This window comes from Amycolatopsis rhabdoformis (assembly GCF_035918295.1).
Taxonomy (GTDB): Bacteria; Actinomycetota; Actinomycetes; order Mycobacteriales; family Pseudonocardiaceae; genus Amycolatopsis; species Amycolatopsis rhabdoformis.
On record NZ_CP142149.1, the window covers coordinates 7084704 to 7106956 of the forward strand.

The following is a 22253-nucleotide window of genomic DNA, read 5'->3' on the forward strand; positions in this document are numbered from 1 at the left end:
GCCGGTCGCCGCCCGATCGGCACGTGCGTAACGAGTGGCATGATCTGCGGTGATGAAGGTCTACGCGCTGCCCCTGCACAACCGGTTCCGGGACATCACCGTCCGTGAAGGCGTCCTGCTCGAAGGACCCGCCGGCTGGGGTGAATTCTGCCCGTTCGCGGACTATTCGGACGTCGAGAGCGCGCCGTGGCTGGCGAGCGCGCTCGAGGCGAGCGAGCGCGGCTGGCCGGCGCCGGTGCGGGAACGTGTCGAGGTCAACACCACCGTCCCCGTCGTGCCGGCGGACCGCGCCCACGCACTGGTCCTGGCGTCGGGCTGCCGCACGGCGAAGGTGAAGGTCGCCGACAAGCGCTCGACCCTCGCCGAAGACTGCGCCCGCCTCGAAGCCGTGCGCGACGCCCTCGGCCCGGGTGGCGCGATCCGCGTGGACGCCAACATGGCCTGGGACGTCGACACGGCCGTGACCGCCCTCGCCGACCTCGACAAGGCGGCCGGCGGCCTCGAGTACGCCGAACAGCCGTGCCGCACCATCGAGGAACTGGCGGCCGTGCGCCGGCGGGTGTCCGTGCGCATCGCCGCCGACGAGTCGATCCGCCGCGCCGAAGACCCGCTCAAGGTCGCCGTGGCCGGCGCCGCCGACATCGCCGTGCTCAAGGTCGCGCCGCTCGGCGGGGTGCGCCGCGCGCTGGAGGTGGCCGAGGCGTGCGGGCTGCCGTGTGTCGTGTCGTCCGCGGTCGAAACCAGCGTGGGCCTCGCCGCCGGCCTGGCCCTCGCCGGCGCCCTGCCCCAGCTCGACTTCGCCTGCGGCCTTGGCACGATGTCCTTGCTGGCGGGCGATGTCACCTCCGCGTCGCTGTCCCCTGTGGACGGTTATCTCCCGGTCCTGAAGCAGGCTCCCGCCCCCGACCGCTTCGAGGACTTCGCCGCCGAGCCCGACGTGGCGCAGGCGTGGCGCGCCCGCTACGAACGCGTGCACGCACTGCGCTGACTCACGCCCAGTACGCCAGGTGGGACCGCACGAGGAACTCGTCGGCCCAATCCTCGTCGGGGCCCGCCGGCAGCGGCGACGCACCCGCGACGAGCCCGGCCAGCTCACGTTCGAGCTCACCGGCCGCCGCCAGCGCGTCGTCCCGCGAATGCCGGCCACGCCGCAGGTCGCGCAACCACGTGCGCCACGGCTCGGCCATCGGCAGCGTCAACCGCCCCGTTTTGAGCAGCTCCACGCCCTGCACGCCGAGCCGCACCATGTGCATCGCGTACTTCGTGTCGAAGCCGTACGCCTCGACCAGCTCCGGCCGCGTGACGTTCACGGTGCCCTCGACCAGCCGGCGCCGCTGGCTCTGCAGGTAACCGGCGAACTTCGCCCCGGCCCGCTGTGAGACGAACCGGTCGGCGTTGGCGCGCAGCTCGCGCCCGGCGTCGGTGATCCGCACGATCTCGTTCTCCGGCACGAAAAGCGGCAGCAGCACCGTCGGGTTCCCGCCCAACGCGAGCCGCATCCACTTGCGCAGCGAGTACACGATCAGGTCGAGGTCACCCGGCCCGGACCGCACTCCCTCGGGCTGAGTGCGGAACACGTACTGCTCGAAGCGCCGCAACCCCGCGACGTACTCCGGCGGCTCCACGCACAGCCCCATCTCGTCGCGGTCCCCCTGACCGTCGACGGACGTGCCGAACACCGCGGAACCCACCTGGCAACGCAGGATGGTGCCGCGGTCGGCGAGTTCGGCGCTGTCGTGGTCCACGCCGGAAGTTGTACCGGGCGGCTCGGCGCGCGAGCATCCGAATTTCCCTGAGGCCGTCTCGGGGTCGGAGTCCAGGGTCGGTCTCCGGGCCGTTCCCCGATGTGCCCCGACCTGCGGCGGAGCAGTATTCATGGCATGACGAACAGCGTGTACACCCCGGAGACCAAGAAGCTCTTCCGCAGCCGCACCGACCGGATGTTCACCGGGGTGTGCGGAGGCTGGGCCGACTACCTCGGCGCCGACCCGACGATGGTCCGCATCGCCGTGGTGGCCGCCACCGTGCTCTCGGCCGGCATCGTGCTGCCGATCTACCTCGCCGCGGCCGTGCTGACGCCCGAAGCCACCGCCTGACCTGGTCGCGGCCGGGGAGGGCCGCGCTACCAGGCGACACGGTGTCGGGGAGCACCGTGCTGGGGGACACGGTGTCGGGGAACACCGTGCAGGGGGAACGGGGTGGCACCACCAAGGGGGAGAACGGGAGAGCCCGGGCGCGGGGAGCGCCTGGGCTTTTTCGTGTGTCCACAAGAGACTGCCGTGCGAAAATGAGGTGAGCACCGACCGGCCCCGCGCGTAGCGTCGGCGAGCATGGTGGACAACCCCGCGGACGGCTGGTTCCCCGAGAGCGTGGCCACGAGCTACGACGATCCGGGCGGCGCCAACGCGCCCGAAGCCGTGACGCCGGCGGTGGCCGTGCTCGAAAGCCTCGCCGACGGCCCGGTCCTCGAGTTCGCCGTCGGCACCGGCCGCATCGCCGCGCCCCTGGCCGCGCGCGGCGTGCCGGTGAGCGGCCTCGAACTGAGCCGGGCGATGGCCGCGCGGATCGCGAGCAAGCCGGGCGGCGAGCGGGTCGACGTGACGATCGGCGACATGACCACCACGCGCGTACCCGGTCAGTTCTCCTTGGTCTACCTGGTCTTCAACACCATCAACAACGTGACCACTCAAGACGGTCAGGTCGACGTCTTCCGCAATGCGGCCGCGCATCTCCGACCGGGTGGACGATTCCTCGTCGAGGTCGGCGTGCCGGATCTGCGGCGGCTGCCGCCGGGGCAGAGCGTGGTGCCGTTCGCGCTGTCGCGGACCGACGGTTACGTCGGCTTCGACGAGTACGACGTCGTCACGCAGGAGTTCACCTCGAACCACGTCACCGTGTCCCCGGACGGCTCCGGCCGGTTCCGCCGGATCCCCTTCCGCTACGCCTGGCCGGCCGAGCTGGACCTCATGGCCCGCCTCGCCGGCCTGCGCCTGAAGCACCGCTGGACGGACTGGGATCGCGCGGAGTTCACCGCGGACAGCACGAAGCACGTGTCCGTCTGGGAAACCGCGTGACAGCAAAGAAAAAGCCCGGCCCACCGAAGTGGACCGGGCTTTTCCGGATCTAGCGTCGCACTGCAGCCGAACTCAGAAGTCCATGCCGCCCATGCCACCGGACGGGTCGGCCGGAGCGGCGGAAGCCTTCTCCGGCTTGTCCGCCACGACAGCCTCGGTGGTCAGGAACAGCGCCGCGATGGAGGCGGCGTTCTGGAGCGCGGAGCGGGTGACCTTCGTGGGGTCCGGCACGCCGGCGGCGAGCAGGTCCTCGTAGACACCGGTGGCAGCGTTGAGGCCGTGACCCTGCGGGAGGGACTTGACCTTCTCCGCCACGACGCCGCCCTCGAGGCCGGCGTTGATGGCGATCTGCTTCAGCGGCGCCTCGACGGCGACCTTGACGATGTTGGCACCAGTGGCCTCGTCGCCCTCGAGCTTCAGGCCCGCGAAGGCAGCCTCGGCGGCCTGGATCAGAGCCACGCCACCACCGGCGACGATGCCCTCTTCCACGGCGGCCTTGGCGTTGCGCACCGCGTCCTCGATGCGGTGCTTGCGCTCCTTGAGCTCGACCTCCGTCGCGGCACCGGCCTTGATGACGGCGACGCCGCCGGCCAGCTTCGCGAGGCGCTCCTGCAGCTTCTCACGGTCGTAGTCGGAGTCCGAGTTCTCGATCTCCGCGCGGATCTGGTTGACGCGACCCTGGATCTGGTCGGCGTCGCCCGCACCCTCGACGATCGTGGTCTCGTCGCGCGTGATCACGGCCTTGCGGGCGCGGCCCAGCAGCGACAGGTCCGCGTTCTCCAGCTTGAGGCCGACGTCCTCCGAGATCACCTGGCCACCGGACAGGATCGCGATGTCCTGCAGGATGGCCTTGCGGCGGTCACCGAAGCCCGGGGCCTTGACGGCGACGGACTTGAAGGTGCCGCGGATCTTGTTGACGACCAGGGTGGCCAGGGCTTCGCCCTCGACGTCCTCGGCGATGATCAGCAGCGGCTTGCCGGACTGGATGACCTTCTCCAGCAGCGGCAGAACGTCCTTGACGTTCGAGATCTTGGAACCGAAGAGGAGGATGTAGGGGTCCTCCAGCTCGGCTTCCTGGCGCTCCGGGTCGGTCACGAAGTAACCCGACACGTAGCCCTTGTCGAAGCGCATGCCCTCGGTGAGCTCGAGCTCGAGACCGAAGGTGTTGCTCTCCTCGACGGTGACGACGCCTTCCTTGCCGACCTTGTCCAGCGCCTCGGCGATCAGCTCGCCGATGGTGCGGTCAGCGGCCGAGATCGAGGCGGTAGCAGCGATCTGCTCCTTGGTCTCGATCTGGACGGCCATCTTGTGCAGCTGCTCGGTGATGGCCTCGACGGCCGCCTCGATGCCGCGCTTCAGGCTGATCGGGTCGGCACCCGCGGCGACGTTGCGCAGACCCTCGCGCACGAGCGCCTGGGCGAGCACGGTGGCGGTGGTGGTGCCGTCACCCGCGACGTCGTCGGTCTTCTTGGCAACTTCCTTGACGAGCTCGGCCCCGATCTTCTCCCACGGGTCCTCGAGCTCGATCTCCTTGGCGATGGAGACACCGTCGTTGGTGATCGTCGGCGCGCCCCACTTCTTTTCGAGCACGACGTTGCGGCCACGCGGGCCGAGGGTCACCTTGACGGCTTCGGCGAGGGTGTTGAGGCCGCGCTCGAGACCGCGGCGGGCGTCCTCGTCGAACGCGATCAGTTTGGCCATTGCGGTGTGGTCCTCCGGTATTGGGCGCCACCGCCGCGCTGTGTCATCTCGAGCGTCTCAGCTCAAAACTGTCAGCGGCGGCAGCAGGACACGTCCTCGGCCAGGCTCGGTGCCCGCGACGGACGACTGACCTGGGGCCAGCCTCACCGTCCCGACCTTCAAGCGCGCAGTCGGTGACCGCACGCTTGGCACTCAACGGCGTCGAGTGCCAATGCCGTGTTTAGCACTCCTAGGGGGAGAGTGCAAGAACCGCAGGTCAGTGGCGGCTGATCTCGCCGGTCAAGGTCACCCGTCGGCGAGCCTGGGATCGACCGCTGTGCCAGGTGCTCCGTGGCTGGTCCGCGTCAGGCCCGGTGGCTGCTTCCAGGCCGGAGGGCCGTCCGGGTCAGCCGTCGGTGCACGTGGGCCACGTGTCCACCGCCCACTCCAGCCAGCCCGGCCGGCCCGCCGGTGGGGCGGGGATCTCGCCGCCGTCGAGCTCGGCCGCGTCCGGCACCTCGAACCGCTCCCGCCAGGCATCCAGGTCGGCCTCGCTCATCGGGAACGTCCGGTGTGGGGTCGTTTCCTGGCGGTGCGCGATCCGGGCGAGCTGGACGTGCTTGTCCACGGGCAGGTAGACCACCTGGCACGCGGCCCCGGTCGTTCGGGCGAGCCAGCGCAGTGCCGACCGTTCGTCGCGGCTCCAGAGCCCGAAGTCGAGCACGACGCTGGACCCCAGACGCAGCGCCTGGAGGGCGACCGAGATGAGCCGCCCTTCGAGCACCCAGCGCTTGCCGTCGGCCATCGAATCACCGAACAGCGGGTTCATCCAGTGATCCGGGGTCAGCCGCAACGCACGATGGGTGGTGGCGAGCTCTCGGGCACGGGTGGTTTTCCCCGCTCCGGGGAGCCCGACCATCAGGAACAGGGTGGCGGCCCGCGGGTGCGGTGACTCGAAATGCTGTGACTGGGACATGACTTCCCTGATCAGGCAGGATGGCCCGGCAGCACAGGAATTCGAGTGGCTGCCGGCAGGACACTGATCCGGCGGTACGTCATGACACTGCCCCGCACGAGAGACAGGTAATGGCCGCGGTTACCGCGGTACCGCCGCTAAACGGCGGTTGTCGTCGTGGGCGCACAGCAACACATGCCGCGACCATAGCGGACGGCCGATCCTGCGGGGACGGGAAAGCCGGCGATCGCAGGTCAGTGAGCCACGTTCGTCACGGCGTCACGATCGCGAAGCCCGGGTCGTCGGCGTCCAGGAGGGCCAGCAGACGGCCGAGGGCGGCGGGGTCGCCGGTGTGCTCGACGCTCGCCAGGTCGCCGCCGGTCAGCAGGCCGAGCAGCTGGTCCCGGGTGAGCGTGACGCCGAGGTCGACCGTCGCCCGCGAGGTCGGGGCGGGGGTCTGGATCAGTGCGCCGTTGGACAGCGCGGTGCGGATCGTGGTGGCGAGGTCGGTGAAGTGCCACTCGATGGTGAGCCGTACGGCGGCGGCGCGGGGCCCGTCGACGCGGATGGCGAGGGAGTCGAAGAGCTGCTCGACGGTGAGCGCGGCGGTCATGCCGCCGCCGACGTCCATCGGGGGTGGCGTGATGCCCTTGCGCAGTTCGAGGGCGCCGGCGAGGTAGAAGTTGCGCCACGTCGGGTTCTCGGCGCCGTAGGCGAGGCGCTGGTAGACGTCGGCGAGCGCGTTCTTGGCGTCGGTGTTGCCGGGTTCGGTGAACACCGCGTGCTTGAGGAGTTCGGCGGCGAAGCGGAAGTCGCCGGCGTCGGCGTAGTCCTGTGCCTTGGCGAGCACGGCGGTGACGCCGCCGAGCGCGTCGACGTACCGCGTGGCCAATGCCTGCGGCGGGTGCTGCCACAGCGACGTGGGGTGGCCGTCGAACCAGCCGAGGTAACGCTGGTAGATCGCCTTCACGTTGTGGCTCACCGAGCCGTAGTAGCCGCGCGCGTGCCACGCGTTGTCCAGCTCCGGCGGCAGCGCGAAGTCCTCGGCGATCTCCACGCCGGTGGCGCCCTGGTTGAGCCGGCGCAGGGTCTGGTCGTGGAGGTAGGCGTAGAGATCTCGTTGCTGCGAAAGGAACTTCACCACGCGCACGGGGTCCCAGGTGGGCCAGTGGTGCGAGGCGAACGCGACGTCGGTGGTGGCGCCGAACAACTCGATCGCCTCGTCGAGGTAGTGCGCCCACACCCGCGGGTCGCGCACCAGCGCGCCGCGCAGCGTGAGGAGGTTGTGCAGGTTGTGCGTGGCGTTCTCGGCCAGGCACAGCGCGCGGTGATCGGGGAAGTGGAAGTTCATCTCGGCCGGCGCCTCGGTGCCGGGCGTGAGCTGGAAGACCACGCGCACACCGTCGAGCACCTCCTCCTGGCCGGTCGCGGTGATGTCGACGGTCGGCGCGAGCAGCCCGATCGTGCCGGTGGAGGTGGTGATGCCGAGGCCACCGCTGACCTGGCCGGTGGTGCCCGCTTCGAGGTTGATGCCGTACATGTAGGTGGCCCGCCGGCTCATCGCCGTGCCCGCGTACACGTTCTCGGCCACGGCGTCCTCGAGGAACCCCGCCGGCGCGAGGATCGGCACGTCGCCCGCGCCGTCGGGCAGCACACCCCGCACGCCGCCGAAGTGGTCGACGTGCGAGTGCGTGTAGATCACGGCGGTCACCGGACGCTCGCCGCGGTGCGCGCGGTAGAGCCTGATCGCGGCCGCCGCGCACTCGGCGGAGATCAGCGGGTCGATCACGACCACGCCGGTTTCGCCCTCGACGAAGGTGATGTTGGAAATGTCGAACCCGCGCACCTGGTAGATGCCTTCGGTCACCTCGAACAACCCGTTGGTGCGGCACAACTGCGCCTGCCGCCACAGGCTCGGGTTCACCGTGTCCGGGCAGTCGCCGTCGAGGTAGGCGTACGGGCGCAGGTCGAACACCGTACGGCCGTCCGCGCCGGTGATGGTGACGGGATCGAGCGTGGCGACGAACCCGCGCGCGGCGTCGTCGAAGTCCTGCCGGTCGGCGAAATCCATGCCCGCTCCCTCACCCGTGGTCTCCGGGCGAGTCGACCACAGCCGCCGCGGCGGGTGGTCACCTCCGGCGGATGAGGTTCAGCGGCTGGGCTGGATCGGGATCGACGCCGGCGGCGGCTTGAACGACGGCGCCCCGGACTGCGTACCCCCGGTGCCGGGACCGACGGGGATGTTCGGCGCGGTCGTGGGCGTGGTCGTGCCACCGCCGCCACTGCTGTCGTCGCCGCCGAAGAGGAAGATCGCGCCGACGATCAGGCCGGCCAGCACGACCACGCCGAGGCCGATCCACAGCCACTTCGCCCCGCCGCCGCGCGATTGCTGGAACGCACCGGCCCCACCCGCGGGTGACGGCGGGCGCAGCCGCATCGGGTCGCCGGGCGGGCCGTAACCCGGGTGCATGCCGGGATAACCCTGCTGCTGGTTCGGGTAGCCGCCGTAGCCGGGCGGCGGGCCGGGGGGTCCTTGCGGACCGCGGTTCTGGGGTCCCGGGGCTTGGGGCGGCATCCCGGGGTAGCCGTAGCCGGGCGGCGGGACTTGGGGTGGGAGGCCGTGGGGCTGGCCCGGGTTCTGCGGGGCGCCGGACCAGCCACCGGGACCTTGCGGGCCGCCGTGGTTGCCGGGTGCGCCCTGTCCTGGTCCGTTCTGTCCTGGCCCTGGTCCGTTCTGTCCCGGTCCGTTCTGTCCGCCAGGTCCTGACCACTGCGCTTGCGCCGGATCGGGACCCGGGCCCTGCGCCCCGCCCTGGCCGTACCCCGGCTGCTGTCCGAAGGGCTGCATGACGGCTCCCTCCCCCTGAGCGCCGTGCGCGCTCTGGCCGGACGGCGAGCCCTGGACACCCAGTCCAGCCAGTCCGTTTTGGATCGTCGCCGAACCCGGCGGGCCCGGTGGCGTGTCCGACGTTGCCATCGGTCCCAGCGCCACGCGAGCCGCGGCGACCATCGCCACGCAGTTGGGGTAACGATCGGCCGGGTTCTTGGCCATGCCCTTGCGGATCACGTCGTCGAGGGCGGCCGGCAGGCCCACCACGTGCGAAACCGAAGGCGGCTCGCCGTTGAGGTGGCCCTTGATCACCGTGGGCACGTCGCCCTTGAACGGCGGGGTGCCGGTGAGGCACGCGTAGAGCACGCAGGTGAGCGCGTACTGGTCGGTGCGCCCGTCGAGCGGCTCGCCGCGCAGGTGCTCGGGCGCGGCGTACGTCGGGGAGCCCAGGAAGTCGCCGCCGCGCGTGCGGTGGCCGGTGGCGCCGCGGCGGGTGAGGCCGAAGTCGGCGACGTACACGTGCTCGCGGGAGGTTTCCTTGCTGGTGACCAGCACGTTGGCCGGCTTCACGTCGAGGTGCACGAGGCCGCGGTTGTGCAGGGTGTCGAGCGCGTCGGCGACCTGGTCGAGCAGCGCCAGGGCGCGCGCGGGCGCGATCGGGCCCGCGGAGATCAGGCCGGCGAGGTCGCCGCCGTCGACCATGCGCATGGCGATGTAGAGCATGCCTTCGAGCTCGCCGAAGTCGTACAGCGGCACGACGTTGGCGTGGTCGATCGCGGACGTGTTGCGGGCTTCGTCCACGAACCGCTCGCGGAACTCGGCGTCGGTGCCCAGGTGGTCGCCGATGACCTTCAGCGCCACCTTCCGGCCGAGCCGCACGTCGGTGGCCTGGTAGGTCACGCTCATGCCGCCCTTGCCGAGCACCGAGTCGATGCGGTAGTTGCCCAGCCGGCGACCGGTGAGGTCCCCCGACACATCGCCTGTCACGCTGCGCAGCTTAACGCGCTGCATTCCGCAGCGATGGGCGGTTCGCCCAACCGGTCGGCTGCCCCGGAATCAGGAGACCTTGCGGACGTCCGCGGCCTGACTGCGCCCGTCGCGACCGGACTGGACCTCGAACTCGACCCGGTCACCTTCGTCGAGCGTCCGGAATCCTTCGGCCTGGATCGCCGAATAGTGCACGAACACATCGGGCCCTTCGGCCGATTCGATGAACCCGTAGCCCTTTTCCGAGTTGAACCATTTGACGGTGCCGACAGCCACGGCGCCCTCCCTCAGGACAAGATCCGCTGTCCGTAGCGGCTGGAAGTGCAGTTCACGCTACCGGAATTACGCCCTTCGGCAATGGTTGATTCGCAGATTCGTCAGCCCCGCGAAACCCGCCTGTTGCGCGCTTGCACGAGAACGGTGCCCGGTCCGGCGAAATCGAGGACCAGACCTTCGCCGGTGCGCAGCGACTGCGGGCCGCTCGGGTCGACCGCGCGCAACCGGCACTGCAGCGTGTCCGGGTAGGCCAGCACGTAGTCGGGCCGCACGGTCACCAGCTCACCGGCCGAGAGCTCGAACGAGTCGACCGGGCCCGGCGCCGTGAGCACGAGCGGACCGGTGCCGCTGTAGTGGTCGAGGAAGCCGGCGTCGGCGCCGAAGAGCTGCTGCAACGGCGCCCACGTCTGGTCGAGGCGGACCGAAGCCGGCCGCGCGAGCACGGCTTCGCGGTGCACCGACCAGCCGGTGTTGCCCGTGAGCTCCAGCGGGTAGACGTCGCCGGGCCCGAGGGGCGCCAGGTCGACCCAGCCGCCTTCCCCTGGCGCGGTGAACACGGAAACGCCCGGTTTGCGCGAGCCCGCCGGCGCGCCTTCGCGCACGCCGAAGCTGGTGGCCAGCATCGTGTCCGAAGCCGACTGCACGGCCTCTCCCGGCGCGAGGTGCACTCGCGCGACGCCGAAGTTCGGCGTGTGCCTCGTGTGGACGCGCATGTCAGCGGGAGGGGACGTGCGACAGGATCCAGCTGATCAGCGCCGACGGGTTGCGCGTCTGCGTGAGCACCTGGCCGGGGCCGGCGAAGTCGAACACGAATCCCTCGCCGCTCTTCATCGACTGGATCACGCCCTGCGAGACCTTGCGGAGCTGGTACTGCACGGTGTCGGCGTAGGCCACCACGTGGCCGGTGTCGATGGTGATCGTCTCGCCGGGCTGCAGCGTGACCACGTCGAGCGCGCCGTAGCAGGCGACCAGCACCTGGCCCTGGCCCGTGGCGTGCGACAGGAAGCCGCCCTCGCCGCCGACCAGGTTCTTGAAGCCGCCCCAGCGCGTCTCGGTCTGCACGCCGTGCGAAGAGGCGAGCCAGCTGCCGCGCGTGATGCACCAGCCGGTGCGGCCGTCGAGGGTCAGCGTCTGGATGTCGCCGGGCAGATTGGCCGCGATGTCGACCCAGCCGCCGTTCTGCGGTGCGGTGAAGGTGGAGATGAAAAAGGACTCACCGCCCAGGAGCGAGCGGCTCAGGCCCTTCATGATCCCGCCCTGGGACTGCGACTGGACGGTGACGCCGTAGCTCGTGGCCATCATCGCGCCTGACTCGACCTGCACGGGTTCCCCCGGCGCGAGCTCCAGCCGCGCGACGGCGAACGCCGGCTGATGACGGACCTGCACCTGCATCAGAACTCCCCTGATCCCCGACTCTTGCCGCGGGAGAGTGTTGCACGCCCGCGCGTGAGGGGGAGGATGGTCCGCGTGATCTCCGTCGACGCCTACCGCGAGTCCGTGACCGAGCTGCTCGGCCGGACTCCCGTGACCACCCTGCCCCTCGCCGACGCCGCCGGTCTCGTCGTGGCCGCCGACGTGCACGCGGGGGTGTCGCTGCCGCCGTTCGACAACTCCGCGATGGACGGCTACGCCGTGCGCGCGGCCGACGTCGCCGAAGCGGGACCCGAGTCCCCCGTGACGCTGCCCGTGGCCGACGACATCCCGGCCGGGCGCGTGGACGTCGCGCCGCTCGAGCCGGGCACCGCGCACCGCATCATGACCGGCGCGCCGATGCCGCCGGGCGCCGACGCGATCGTGATGGTCGAGGACACCGACGCCGGCACCGAGACCGTGCGGATCACCAAGGCCCCGGCTCCGGGCAACCACGTGCGGCGCACCGGCGAGGACGTGGAGCTCGGCGTGGTCGCGCTGCACGCGGGCACCGTGCTCGGTCACGCGCAGCTCGGCCTGGCCGCGGCCGTCGGCCTGGCCGAGGTGGCCGTGTACCGGCCGCTGTCGGTGCTCGTGGTGTCGACCGGCACCGAGCTCGTCGAGGCGCCCAACCCGTTGCGGCACGGGCAGATCTACGAGTCCAACAGCGTGATGCTCGCCGCCGCGCTGCGCGGGCTGGGCTGCCGCGTCGACGTGGTGCGCAGCGTGGTCGACGACGTCGAGGAGTTCCGCAAGATCATCGAACCGAAGCTGGCGGACGCCGACCTCCTGGTGACCTCGGGCGGGGTCAGCGCCGGTGCGTACGAGGTGGTCAAGGACGCGCTGACGGGCCAGGGCGTGCAGTTCCAGAAGATCGCCATCCAGCCCGGCGGGCCGCAGGGCAACGGGCACTGGAACGGCGTGCCCGTGGTGACGCTGCCGGGCAACCCGGTGAGCGTGCTGGTGTCGTTCGAGGCCTTCCTGCGCCCGGCCCTGCTGTCCGCCATGGGCCACACCGCCGTCGACCGCCGCCGCGTGCGCGCCCGGCTTTCGGAAGCCATGTCCTCGCCCAGCTCACGCCGCCAGTTCCGCCGCGGCTTCTACACCCCCACCGAGGGCGAGGTGACCGGCGTCGTCGGCCCGCGCGGTGGGCCGGGCTCGCACCTGCTGGCGGCGTTCACGCAGGCCAACTGCCTGATCGTGCTGCCGGAGGGCGTCAGCGACGTCCCGGAAGGGACGGAAGTGGACGTGCTGCTGCTGTAGGGAAGTCCCGGTGGCGGCGCAGCGGGCTCTTCAGCAGGATGCCCAGCGCCGCGAGCTGCACGGCGCCCATGAGCACCATGGTTTCCCGCACACCCAGCGCTTCACCCAGTAGGCCGCCGAGCAGGCCGCCCAGCGGGATCGTGCCGTAGTTGACCACGGCCGAGCTCGCCGTGATGCGCCCGAACAGCTCCGGTGGGCAATAGCTCTGGCGGAACGTCCCGGTGAGCACATTGGACCCCACCAGCCCCGCCGTCACCGCCGCGCCGGCCGCGATGAACAAGGTGAGCCCGCCCAGCGGGCCGACCAGCATCACCGGCGCGGCGAGGACCTCGCAGAGCAGGAACGCGCGGGCGGTGCCGGCTCGTTTCGCGAGCTTTTGGACGAACAGGGCGCCTCCTATGCCGCCTATTTCGGTCAGCGCGAGAACGACGCCGATGGTGGTGACGTCGGCGTTCAGGTTCCGGGCGAGGAAGACGACTTGGATCGAGGCGTAACCGTTGAGGGCGAGGTTGGAGGTCGCGCCGAAGAGCACGAGGACGCGGAGGTAGGGGTCACTTCTGACGAATCTCAGGCCGTCGGCTACTTGGGTGCCGAGTTTGGTGTGGTGCGTTTTGGCGGGCTGCTTTTCTCTGGTCCGGATTCCGGCGAGGCAAAGTGCGGAGACGCCGAAGCTCAGGGCGTCGGCGAGGACACCGGTTACCGGACCGAACGCGGCCGCCAGCACCCCGGCCAGCCCCGGGCCACCGACCTGGGCGACGGATTCGCTGCCGAGGAGGCGGGTGTTGGCTTTGAGCAGATGGTCTCTGTCCACAATGGCCGTGAGGTAACTGCGGTAGGCGACGGAGAAGAAGACCTTCGCGATCCCGCCGGCCGCCGCCGCGGCGAGCAGGTACTGGATGGTGAGGATCCCCGCGAGCTGCGCTACCGGGACGCTCGCGAAGACGAGCATGGAGATGGCGTTGCAGGTGGCCATGACGGGCCGTTTGCGGATCCGGTCGACCCAGGCGCCGGCGGGGAGGCCGACCAGTAGCCATGGCAGCCAGGCGACCGCGGTGAGGAGGGCCACTTCGAAGGTTGAGGCGTTGAGCCCGACGACGGCTACCAGCGGGAGGGCGGTGCCGGCTACTGCGCTGCCGAGCATGCTGACGGATTCGCCGGCCCAGAGAAGGTGGAAATCGCGGCTGAGCCTCTTCGGGGTCAGTTCGGACACGCGGCTGCCCGCCTTTGTGTGGATGGGGGTGGTTGGGGAACGTCTTTGTCGCTTGGCCTCTTGGCCTCGGGCACTGAGCGGATCACGGGCAGCCGAGGATGGTGCTTGCTCTGGGGTGTCGCGCAGCGGGCTTTGCTGAGGGCAGGTGGGAACGCTTCCGCTTTGACGAGCGAGAGTGCGAGGGCGGCTGTTCGGTGAGCCGGCGGGGTCAGCCGAGTTGGTCAGACTTGGCCGGGTGGGGTGGGCGTGCCGGCAACCCGAACTTGTCGGACTACCTGCACCTGCCGAACCGGCTGAACCCCTCGGACCGGCTGCGCCCCCGAGGACCGGCTGCGCTTGCCGAGACGGCTGAACCGGTCGGACCGTCGGGCCTGCCGAATCAGCCGGGCCTGCTGGATTTCCCATTCGAGGTGGACGTATCCGGCCGCACCAACTCGGCAAAACCCCTTGTGCCCCCAGCAACTCACCTCGGACAAGCCCCCACCCATCCTCGGGGGAACGGCCCTTGGCCAGTCTATCGCTCCCCACCGACAAAAAGATCACCAAAGCCGACTTGTCCACAGCCAACCCGAGTTGTGGATAACCGAAGAAACCCAACCGACACAACAGAAAAATCCGATCACGGCTCCGCGCGAAACCCTCGCGCAAAAAGAAACACCGGCTCCCGCTCAACCCCGTCATCAAGACCGGCCCGATCGGTGTACTCCCCGAACAACGCCGTAACCCGCGAACTCAACTCCGCCAACTCACCCGGCGACAACCGCGCCCACGTTTCGTTCGTGAACCACGCGTCGCGCCAAACAACCGGGGCCGTTTCCAGCTCCGACAGCCACTGCCGCGACAGCGCGGCCTGGCGGTCGAGCGCCAGAACCTCCGCCGCGTCGGCCACCGGGTCGCCGACGAAGTCCGAAGTGGACCAGGACAGTCCGCGCGAAGGGCGGCGCCACCAGCGCTCGCGGCGGTCGCGGGCGAGTTCCGGTGCTTCCTCCACCAGGCCGGCCGCGGAGAGCACCTTCAGGTGGTGGCTGATGTTGCCGACGGCCGAGGCCGTGCGTTCGGCGAGCGTCGAGGCGGTGGCCGGGCCGTCGAGCTTGAGCAGGTCGAGCAAGCGCACCCGCAGCGGATGAGACATGGCGGCCAACACGTGGGACTCGCGGATCTGCCGTACGTCGTCGTTCATAATGAACAAGAGTAGTTGTACAACATCGCTTGCACAACACCTCTTGTGCAAGGAACCCAGCCGGTATCCTCGCCGCCATGGGTTTCTTCAGCTGGATCATCTTCGGCGCGCTCGTCGGGTGGCTCGCGAACCTCGTGGTCGGCGGGTCGGACCGGCGCCGGCAGGGGTGTCTGGTCAGCGTGCTCGTCGGGGTGCTCGGGGCGGCGCTCGGCGGCTTCATCTACCGGCTGGCGACGGGTGAGCAGCAGCGCTTCGAGTTCGACTTCCCGAGCTTCGGCGTCGCGATCCTGGGCGCGATCGTGCTCCTCGCGGTGCTGCGGCTGGTCAGCTCGCTGACCCGGCGCCCCCGCGACCACGACGACTACCGCCGCAACGACTACCGGTGACCGCTGGTCACGGTTTCACCACGAACCGTCAGTAACCGCGGGAATCCGCCTAAACTGGTCAGTTCCGCGTCCGGGTGCATGCGTCGTCGGGGGACGCATGCACCCGGCCCGCCCGGATCGCCTCCCGGACCAAGCGCACGGCGTGCGCCGTGTCCACGAGCACGGGCATCGGCGCAGCGGAGATCTCCCGGCGCCAGGCACACAGCAGCTCGGTGAGCGGATCGGGGACAGACATCGCGCTTCCTCGGCAGGGGGAGCCCGGGCACCGGTCCCGAGCGGGTCGTACTCCTGAGAGTTGTCGAGGAATTCGATCCGTCGTTACCGGTTTGTGGGCACCCCCACCCGCGCCGGGGAAACCCTGACGGGGGAGCCGCCGACGGCCCTGCACGTGTCGATCCGCCGACGGGCGGTAGCGTGGTGACTCCCGAATCGGACGCGAAACCCGTCCGTTCCTCCCGAACGCCCTCCGAACGCAACGAACAGCGGGGAACCGATCCATGAGCGGCAAGCCCACCGGCAATCCCCTCACGCACGCAGTGCAGCTCGCGCGGGAGACCATCCCGCCGATGCACCCCGCCGGCCGCCCGTTCGTCTTCGGCGGCATCGCGGCCACGCTGGTGCTGCGCCGGTTCTCCAAGAAGCTCGGCGTGGTGGGCGCGCTCACCACGGCGGCCATGGCCGCGTTCTTCCGCGAGCCCGCCCGCGTGGCTCCGTCGCGGGACAACATCGCCGTGGCCTCGGCCGACGGGCTCGTGTCCCTCATCGAGGAGGCCGTGCCGCCGCCCGAGCTGGGGCTGCCCGCCGTGCCGCGGATGCGCGTGAGCGTGTTCCTGTCGGTGTTCGACGTTCACGTGCAGCGGATCCCGGCGCCGGGCGTGATCGAGAAGGTGGCCTACCGGCCGGGCAAGTTCCTCTCCGCGGACCTGGACAAGGCGAGCGAGGACAACGAGCGCAACTCCGTGCTCATGCACACCGACGACGGCCACGAGCTCGTCGTCGTGCAGATCGCCGGCCTCGTCGCACGCCGCATCCTGTGCGAGATCAACGAGGGCGACAAGGTGGCCGCGGGCGCCACCTACGGCATCATCCGGTTCGGCTCCCGTGTCGATCTCTACCTGCCGCCCGGCAGCCGCGTGCTCGTCGAAAAGGGCCAGCGCACGGTCGGTGGCGAGACGGTGATCGCCGAACTCCCGGCTCTGGGAGAAGGCTGATCATGGTCCGCGTGACCACCCCGAGCATCCGGCTGCTGCCGAATGCCATCACCGTGCTGGCACTGTGCGCCGGGCTGTCGGCCGTGCAGTTCGCGCTCACCGGCAACTACGCGATGTCCATCGCGTCGATCGGCATCGCGGCGGTGCTCGACAGCCTCGACGGGCGCATCGCGCGCCTGCTCGACGCGACGTCGAAGATGGGCGCCGAGCTCGACTCGCTGTCCGACGGCATCTCGTTCGGCGTGGCGCCGGCGCTGGTGCTGTACGTGTGGCAGTCGCACGGAGACCGCATCGGCTGGGTGGCCTCGCTGATCTTCGCCGTCTGCATGATCCTGCGCCTCGCGCGCTTCAACACCCTGCTCGACGACACCGACCAGCCGCCGTACGCCGCCGAGTTCTTCGTCGGCGTGCCCGCCCCGGCCGGTGGCCTCGTGGCCATGCTGCCGCTCATCGCGACGCTGCAGTGGGGCGAGGGCTGGTGGTCGCAGCAGTACGTGGTGATCGCCTGGACGATCGCCATCGCCGCGCTGCTCATCAGCCGCATCCCCACGCTGTCGCTCAAGACCGTGAAGGCGCCCGCGAAGGCCATCGCGCCGCTGCTGGTGGGCGTCGGCCTGCTGGCGGCCGCGATCATCCAGTTCCCGCTGGTGGCGCTGGTCATCGCGCTGGTGCTGTACCTGCTGCACATTCCGTACTCCGTGTACCGGCACCGCTGGCTCGCCACGCACCCGGAAGCCTGGACGGTCCCGCCCCGCGAACGCCGCGCCATCCGCCGCGCCCGCTCCCAGCGGCGCCTGCGGCTGCGCCCGGCGTCCCGCCGCGTCGCCGGCGCGGCCATGCGCGCGGTGCGGCTGCCGCGCAACGGCTCGGACCTCGTCCGCGCCACGCGAGCCCTGCGCGACCGCGACCACTCGAGCAGCACCTCGAACAGCTCGAACAGCTCGACGTCCGGGCCGAACCAGCGCCGCCGCAGCTGGCGACGGATCGGGATCCGGCGCCGCTGACCCGGCTCGGCTCAGCCGGCCGCGCGCAGACCGCCCAGCAGCAGGTCGAGCTGGTCGTGGAAGTCCTGCACGCAGTCGACCTCTGCCAGTGAGGGCAGCACGCGGTACAGGTTCGGCAGCTCCTCCGGCGTCACCATGCGGCTGAACCAGTCGCCCACCGGTTCGTCGCGCTGCGCGACACCTCCGGCCACGGACTCGGCCAGGGCGGCACCGAAGACGAGCCCCATCACCGAGCGGTAGCCACGGGCGGCCGCGGTTTCGTCGAGCCCGCCGTCGAGCAGCGCGCCCAGCAGCGCGTCGATCACGCGCAACGCACCGGGCGAGCGCGGGTTCGCCTCCTCCGCGGCGAGCGCGCGCACCACGGCCGGATGCCGCGTGAACGCGGTGTAGAGGCCTTCGGCGAGCCGGCGCACACGGGCTTCCCAGTGCCACGACGGCACCGGCAGCGGCACGGACTCGAAGACCCGCGCGGTGAGCCCGTCGAGCAGGTCACCTTTGTTCTTCACGTGGTTGTAGAGCGACATCGCCTCCACGCCGAGGCGCGCGGCGAGCTTGCGCATCGACAGCGCGCCCATGCCGTCGGCGTCCACCAGCGCCAGCGCTTCGTCGAGGACCTTTTCCCGCGTCAGGGTTTCGCGCACCACGGGTCAGATCGTAGCTTACGCCGTAAGTACTTACGGTGTACGCTTACGTCGTAAGTATCGACCCGGAGGGACGCCATGGACGCCGAAACCCTGCTCACCACCACCCGCTCCGTGCGCCGCAAGCTGGACCTCGACCGACCGGTGGACCCAGCGGTGATCGAGGACTGCCTGCGCATCGCCCAGCAGGCGCCGGCTGCCGGTGGCCTGCTGGCCGCGCAGCGCTGGGTCGCCGTGCTGGATCCGGAGCTGCGCGCCGAGGTCGCGGCGATCACCAGGAAGGCCGCACACGAGGTGTGGCAGCGCTACGCGCACCTGGCCGACACGAGCATGTTCGCCTCCGCCCGCCACCTCGTGGACCACCTCGACCGCGTGCCCGCGCTGGTGCTGCCGTGCATGCCGGGGCGGCCGCCGGCGTCGGCCGCCGAGCAGTCGTCGTTCTACGGCTCGATCTACCCGGCGATCTGGAGCTTCCAGCTCGCCCTGCGCACGCGCGGTCTTGCGAGCTCGCTGTGCAGCTACCACCTCGCCGGCCACGAGCCGGACGTCGCGCGACTGCTGGGGATCCCGGAAGACGTGACGCAAATCGGCCTCATCGCGGTGGCGCATTCGACGCAGCGTGAGTTCTCCCCCGCCGCCCGGCCACCGGTGGGCGAGATCCTGTCGTTCGACGCCTGGGTGGCGTCCGCGTCGCTAGGGTGAACGGCGTGAGCGACCCGCAGATCACGCTGACCGTCAGGCACACGCCGTCCGCGCTGGATTCGCGGCGCGGGGTGGTGCGGCTGCATCCCGAGGTACTCGACGCGCTGGGCCTGCGGGCCTGGGACGCGGTGCACCTCACCGGCGCGCGCCGCAGCGCCGCGCTGGCCGCCCCGGCCGAGGAGGGCACGCCGGGGGTGGTGCTGACCGACGACGTGACGATGTCGAACCTCGGGGTGTCCGAGGGGGCCGAGATCGTGGTGACGCCGGCCGACGTCGCGGCGGCGAAGACAGTCACCGTGTCCGGCTCGCGGCTGGCCAGCGTGTCGGTGCCGCCGCAGACGCTGCGGCTCGCGCTCACCGGCAAGGTCCTCACGCGCGGCGACGCGGTTTCGCTGCTCCCCCAGGACCTGGCGCCCGCGCCAGGCTCCGACGTCGCGGCCGTGCGCGGACAGCTGTCGCGCGCGATCGGCACGACGTGGACCAACGAGCTGCTCACCGTCACCGCCACCGAGCCCGCCGGCGTGGTCGTGGTGGGACCGTCCACTGTGGTCAGCTGGCGCGACGGCGCCCGCACGGGCGAGACCCCGACCGAGACCGTGCCCACGCGCAGCGCGACCGCCCTGGTGCGCAGCACGGCCGTGACGGCGGCCGAGGACTACCTCGACGCGGAGATCGTCGAGGAGACCAAGACCGAGGAGATCGAGGAACCGATCCCGCCCGTCGCCGACCTCGTGGGCGCGGAAGGGGCGGCGCGCAAGCTCGCCGAGTGGTTCGATCTGGCGTTCCGCCGGCCGGAGCTGCTCGAGCGCCTGGGCACGTCGGCGCACCTGGGCGTGTTGCTGTCCGGGCCCGAGGGCGTGGGCAAGGCGACGCTCGTGCGCTCGGTGGCGAACGCCGAGAAGGTGCGCGTGGTGTCGCTGGTGGCGCCCAACATCGCCGTGCTGGAACCGAACGCGGCCCACGCCCGGTTGCGCGAGGCCGTGACCCGCGCCGCCGACGGTGAGGGGCCCGGCGTGCTGCTGATCAACGACGTCGACGCGCTGCTGCCGGCCACGCAGCCGCCGCCGGTGGCCACCGTGGTGCTCGAAGAGCTGCGCGCGGCCATGCGCCGCGAGGGCCTGGCCGTGGTGGCCACGACCCAGCGCGCCGAGTCCGTGGACCCGCGGCTGCGTACCGCCGACCTGCTCGACCGCGAGCTGGGCCTGCCGCTCCCCGACGCGAAGACCCGCGTGGAGCTGCTGCGGATCCTGCTGCGCGACGTGCCGGTGGAAACCGGGGCCGACCTGGGCGTGCTCGCCGAGAAGACGCCTGGTTTCGTGGCGGCCGACCTCATCGCGCTGCGCCGCGACGCCGCCCTGCGCGCCGCGCTGCGCCAGCGGGACGTGGCCGAGCCGCGGATTTCGCAGCACGACCTGCTCGACGCGCTGGCCACCGTGCGGCCGATCTCGCTGTCCACTTCGGACAACCTGGCCACGGGCGGGCTCACGCTCGACGACGTGGGCAACATGGTCGACGTGAAGCAGGCGCTGACCGAGACGGTGCTGTGGCCGCTGCGCTACCCCGATTCGTTCGCCCGCCTGGGCATCGACCCGCCGCGCGGTGTGCTGCTGTACGGGCCGCCCGGTGGTGGCAAGACGTTCCTCGTGCGGGCGCTGGCGGGCACGGGCGCGCTGAACGTGTTCGCGATCAAGGGCGCCGAGCTGCTGGACAAGTGGGTCGGCGAATCGGAGCGGGCGGTGCGTGACCTGTTCCGGCGGGCCGCCGACGCCGCGCCGTCGCTGATCTTCCTCGACGAGATCGACGCGCTGGCCCCGCGGCGCGGGCAGTCGTCCGACTCGGGGGTGGCCGACCGCGTGGTCGCGGCCCTGCTCACGGAGCTCGACGGCGTGGAGCCGATGCGGGAGGTCGTGGTGCTCGGCGCCACGAACCGGCCCGAGCTGGTGGACCCGGCGCTGCTGCGGCCGGGCCGGCTCGAGCGGCGCATCTACGTGCCGCCGCCCGACGTCGAGTCCCGGGCGGCGATCCTCAAGGCGACGTCGAAGAACACCCCGCTGGCGTCCGATGTGGATCTCGCGGCGGTAGCGGCCACCCTGGAGGGCTACTCCGCCGCCGACTGCGCCGCCCTCATCCGGGAGGCCGCGCTCACGGCCATGCGCGAATCCCTCGACGCGCACGTGGTCACCGCCGCGCACCTGGAGAAGGCGCGCACGGTCGTACGGCCTTCGCTGGACCCGGCGCAACTCGCGACGCTGGAGGCGTACGCGCAGGCGCAGGCGGAACGCTGACAAAAGAGGGCCTCACCCAGTGGGTGAGGCCCTCTTTTCGGTGAAACTGGGGTCAGCTGCCCTTGTGGCCGCTCTGGTAGTCCTTCGTGATGATCACGATCACGCCGGGGCTGGAGTTCTGGATCCCCTCGAACCGCGGCTCGGCCTGGAACCCGAACTCGGCGGCCAGCTGCTTCGCGGCCGCTTCCTCGTCGGTGCCCGGCCGGTAGAAGGCCGCGGTGTGAGGGAGCACGCCCTGGGGGTAGTTGCCGACCTCGGGCACGTTCCAGCCCGACGCGCGGAAATCGGCGGCGGCCTGTTCGGCGAGGTGCGGGATGGTGGAGTTGTTGTAGACCCGCACGGTCACCCACTTGTTGGATGCCTGCTGGCCGTTGCCCGGTTGGCCGGGCTGACCGCCTGGTTGACCCGGCTGACCGGGTTGGCCTGACTGGCCCGGCTGACCTGGCTGTCCGCCGGGCTGGCCGGGCTGCCCCGGTTGTCCGCTGGGCTGACCCGGCTGGCTGGCCGGCGCCGTGGAGGACGCCGACGACGAAGGCGCCGACGACTGGGCCGACGAAGACGACCCGCTCGTGGACTGCGGTGCCGACGGTGACCCGCTCGCGCTGGTGGGCCCGGCGTTGTTGTCGCTGGATCCGCCGCCCGACAGCGCCGTGACGCCGCCGACGATCGCGGCGATCACTGCGACGCCGATGAGAGCGACGCCCGCGGCCCGCATGGGCCGGGACAGCCCCGACAAGAAGCTCATGACAGTTCGATCCCCAGCCGCCTGGCGCCGCGCTTGCGCTGCCGGGCGGCGCGCGTCTTGCGCAGCCGCTTCACCAGCATCGGGTCGGCCGCCATGGCCTCAGGCTTTTCCAGCAGTGTGTTCAGCAGCTGGTAGTAACGGGTCGAGGACAGCGAAAACCGTTCCCGGATGGCGTTCTCCTTGGCGCCGGCGTGGCGCCACCACTGACGCTCGAACGCGAGGATCTCCACCTCACGCTCGGTCAGGCCACCCACATTCTCCGGCGGCGACGGCTGGTCACCAGCCATCGACTCCGCGGCGTCCATGCGGTCCTCGCAATCGGTGTCGGCTGTCCTTCCGCGGGCGCCATTCAACCACGGAACCCATGCTCGACATGGGCATCCGGCGCGGCGCGTCACGGTCCGATCCAGGTGT

Annotated in this window: 23 protein-coding genes; 9 read left to right on the forward strand and 14 right to left on the reverse strand. The window is 70.9% G+C overall.

Annotation, left to right across the window (positions count from 1 at the left end; all coding sequences use genetic code 11):
* Window positions 1-52: 52 nt before the first annotated feature.
* The gene (locus tag VSH64_RS32610) at window positions 53-988 is read left to right on the forward strand and encodes an o-succinylbenzoate synthase (RefSeq protein ID WP_326566582.1); all 936 of its coding nucleotides are present in this window, start codon (window positions 53-55) and stop codon (window positions 986-988) included.
* A 1-nt stretch (window position 989) separates the two neighbouring features.
* On the opposite strand, the gene VSH64_RS32615 is transcribed toward VSH64_RS32610, so the two are convergent.
* The gene (locus VSH64_RS32615; RefSeq protein ID WP_326566583.1) at window positions 990-1745 is read right to left on the reverse strand and encodes a nucleotidyltransferase domain-containing protein; all 756 of its coding nucleotides are present in this window, start codon (window positions 1743-1745) and stop codon (window positions 990-992) included.
* Window positions 1746-1880: 135 nt separating this feature from the next.
* Between VSH64_RS32615 and VSH64_RS32620 the strand changes: the two genes are divergently transcribed.
* Window positions 1881-2096 (forward strand): PspC domain-containing protein, encoded by a 216-nt coding sequence (locus tag VSH64_RS32620; RefSeq protein WP_326566584.1) that lies wholly within the window; start codon window positions 1881-1883, stop codon window positions 2094-2096.
* 234 nt (window positions 2097-2330) lie between these two features.
* Complete coding sequence (locus tag VSH64_RS32625; RefSeq protein WP_326566585.1) at window positions 2331-3074, forward strand: class I SAM-dependent methyltransferase; 744 nt, start codon at window positions 2331-2333, stop codon at window positions 3072-3074.
* A 72-nt stretch (window positions 3075-3146) separates the two neighbouring features.
* On the opposite strand, the gene groL is transcribed toward VSH64_RS32625, so the two are convergent.
* The 7 genes from groL to VSH64_RS32660 all read right to left on the reverse strand — a co-directional run bounded on the left by groL (window position 3147) and on the right by VSH64_RS32660 (window position 11194).
* A complete protein-coding gene (gene groL, locus VSH64_RS32630) occupies window positions 3147-4775 on the reverse strand; it encodes a chaperonin GroEL (RefSeq protein ID WP_326566586.1) in 1629 nt (542 codons plus the stop codon).
* Window positions 4776-5160: 385 nt separating this feature from the next.
* Complete coding sequence (locus VSH64_RS32635) at window positions 5161-5730, reverse strand: AAA family ATPase (protein WP_326566587.1); 570 nt, start codon at window positions 5728-5730, stop codon at window positions 5161-5163.
* A gap of 250 nt (window positions 5731-5980) precedes the next feature.
* Window positions 5981-7780, reverse strand: coding sequence for an alkyl/aryl-sulfatase (locus tag VSH64_RS32640; protein WP_326566588.1), 1800 nt, complete (start codon window positions 7778-7780; stop codon window positions 5981-5983).
* A gap of 78 nt (window positions 7781-7858) precedes the next feature.
* Window positions 7859-9526 carry a serine/threonine protein kinase gene (locus tag VSH64_RS32645; protein ID WP_326566589.1) on the reverse strand — a complete coding sequence of 556 codons (1668 nt, stop codon included), beginning with the start codon at window positions 9524-9526 and terminating at the stop codon, window positions 7859-7861.
* Window positions 9527-9595: 69 nt separating this feature from the next.
* On the reverse strand, window positions 9596-9802 hold the full coding sequence (locus VSH64_RS32650) for a cold-shock protein (protein WP_204093028.1): 207 nt from the start codon (window positions 9800-9802) through the stop codon (window positions 9596-9598).
* Between the two features lie 101 nt (window positions 9803-9903).
* Window positions 9904-10515: an AIM24 family protein gene (locus tag VSH64_RS32655; protein ID WP_326566590.1), complete on the reverse strand. Its 612-nt coding sequence runs from the start codon at window positions 10513-10515 to the stop codon at window positions 9904-9906.
* A 1-nt stretch (window position 10516) separates the two neighbouring features.
* Complete coding sequence (locus VSH64_RS32660; RefSeq protein WP_326566591.1) at window positions 10517-11194, reverse strand: TIGR00266 family protein; 678 nt, start codon at window positions 11192-11194, stop codon at window positions 10517-10519.
* Between the two features lie 75 nt (window positions 11195-11269).
* Here VSH64_RS32660 and moeA point away from each other — a divergent pair, with 75 nt between their 5' ends.
* Window positions 11270-12475 carry a molybdopterin molybdotransferase MoeA gene (gene moeA / locus VSH64_RS32665; RefSeq protein WP_326566592.1) on the forward strand — a complete coding sequence of 402 codons (1206 nt, stop codon included), beginning with the start codon at window positions 11270-11272 and terminating at the stop codon, window positions 12473-12475.
* On the opposite strand, the gene VSH64_RS32670 is transcribed toward moeA, so the two are convergent.
* Together VSH64_RS32670 and VSH64_RS32675 are read right to left on the reverse strand one after the other, a co-directional pair.
* The gene (locus tag VSH64_RS32670) at window positions 12429-13676 is read right to left on the reverse strand and encodes an MFS transporter (protein ID WP_326838090.1); all 1248 of its coding nucleotides are present in this window, start codon (window positions 13674-13676) and stop codon (window positions 12429-12431) included. The genes moeA and VSH64_RS32670 overlap by 47 nt on opposite strands.
* Window positions 13677-14304: 628 nt before the next feature.
* A complete protein-coding gene (locus VSH64_RS32675; protein WP_326566593.1) occupies window positions 14305-14865 on the reverse strand; it encodes an ArsR/SmtB family transcription factor in 561 nt (186 codons plus the stop codon).
* A 77-nt stretch (window positions 14866-14942) separates the two neighbouring features.
* Between VSH64_RS32675 and VSH64_RS32680 the strand changes: the two genes are divergently transcribed.
* Window positions 14943-15251, forward strand: a complete 309-nt coding sequence (locus VSH64_RS32680) for a GlsB/YeaQ/YmgE family stress response membrane protein (RefSeq protein WP_326566594.1) — start codon at window positions 14943-14945, stop codon at window positions 15249-15251.
* 58 nt (window positions 15252-15309) lie between these two features.
* On the opposite strand, the gene VSH64_RS32685 is transcribed toward VSH64_RS32680, so the two are convergent.
* Window positions 15310-15486, reverse strand: a complete 177-nt coding sequence (locus VSH64_RS32685; RefSeq protein WP_326566595.1) for a hypothetical protein — start codon at window positions 15484-15486, stop codon at window positions 15310-15312.
* A gap of 262 nt (window positions 15487-15748) precedes the next feature.
* Between VSH64_RS32685 and VSH64_RS32690 the strand changes: the two genes are divergently transcribed.
* Together VSH64_RS32690 and pssA are read left to right on the forward strand one after the other, a co-directional pair.
* Window positions 15749-16462, forward strand: a complete 714-nt coding sequence (locus VSH64_RS32690; protein WP_326566596.1) for a phosphatidylserine decarboxylase — start codon at window positions 15749-15751, stop codon at window positions 16460-16462.
* 2 nt (window positions 16463-16464) lie between these two features.
* On the forward strand, window positions 16465-17466 hold the full coding sequence (gene pssA, locus VSH64_RS32695) for a CDP-diacylglycerol--serine O-phosphatidyltransferase (protein WP_326566597.1): 1002 nt from the start codon (window positions 16465-16467) through the stop codon (window positions 17464-17466).
* A gap of 11 nt (window positions 17467-17477) precedes the next feature.
* Here the strand turns inward: pssA and VSH64_RS32700 are convergent, their stop codons facing one another.
* The gene (locus VSH64_RS32700) at window positions 17478-18110 is read right to left on the reverse strand and encodes a TetR/AcrR family transcriptional regulator C-terminal domain-containing protein (RefSeq protein ID WP_326566598.1); all 633 of its coding nucleotides are present in this window, start codon (window positions 18108-18110) and stop codon (window positions 17478-17480) included.
* A gap of 75 nt (window positions 18111-18185) precedes the next feature.
* Here VSH64_RS32700 and VSH64_RS32705 point away from each other — a divergent pair, with 75 nt between their 5' ends.
* Entirely contained in the window at window positions 18186-18809 is a 624-nt protein-coding gene (locus VSH64_RS32705; RefSeq protein WP_326566599.1) for a nitroreductase family protein, read from the forward strand.
* Between the two features lie 5 nt (window positions 18810-18814).
* Window positions 18815-21094, forward strand: a complete 2280-nt coding sequence (locus VSH64_RS32710) for an AAA family ATPase (protein ID WP_326566600.1) — start codon at window positions 18815-18817, stop codon at window positions 21092-21094.
* Window positions 21095-21146: 52 nt separating this feature from the next.
* Here VSH64_RS32710 and VSH64_RS32715 read toward each other — a convergent pair whose 3' ends face one another.
* Both VSH64_RS32715 and VSH64_RS32720 read right to left on the reverse strand, forming a co-directional pair.
* The gene (locus VSH64_RS32715; protein WP_326566601.1) at window positions 21147-21839 is read right to left on the reverse strand and encodes a LytR C-terminal domain-containing protein; all 693 of its coding nucleotides are present in this window, start codon (window positions 21837-21839) and stop codon (window positions 21147-21149) included.
* The gene (locus VSH64_RS32720) at window positions 21836-22144 is read right to left on the reverse strand and encodes a DUF3263 domain-containing protein (RefSeq protein ID WP_285972050.1); all 309 of its coding nucleotides are present in this window, start codon (window positions 22142-22144) and stop codon (window positions 21836-21838) included. The genes VSH64_RS32715 and VSH64_RS32720 overlap by 4 nt, the downstream gene beginning before the upstream one ends.
* Window positions 22145-22253: the final 109 nt, after the last annotated feature.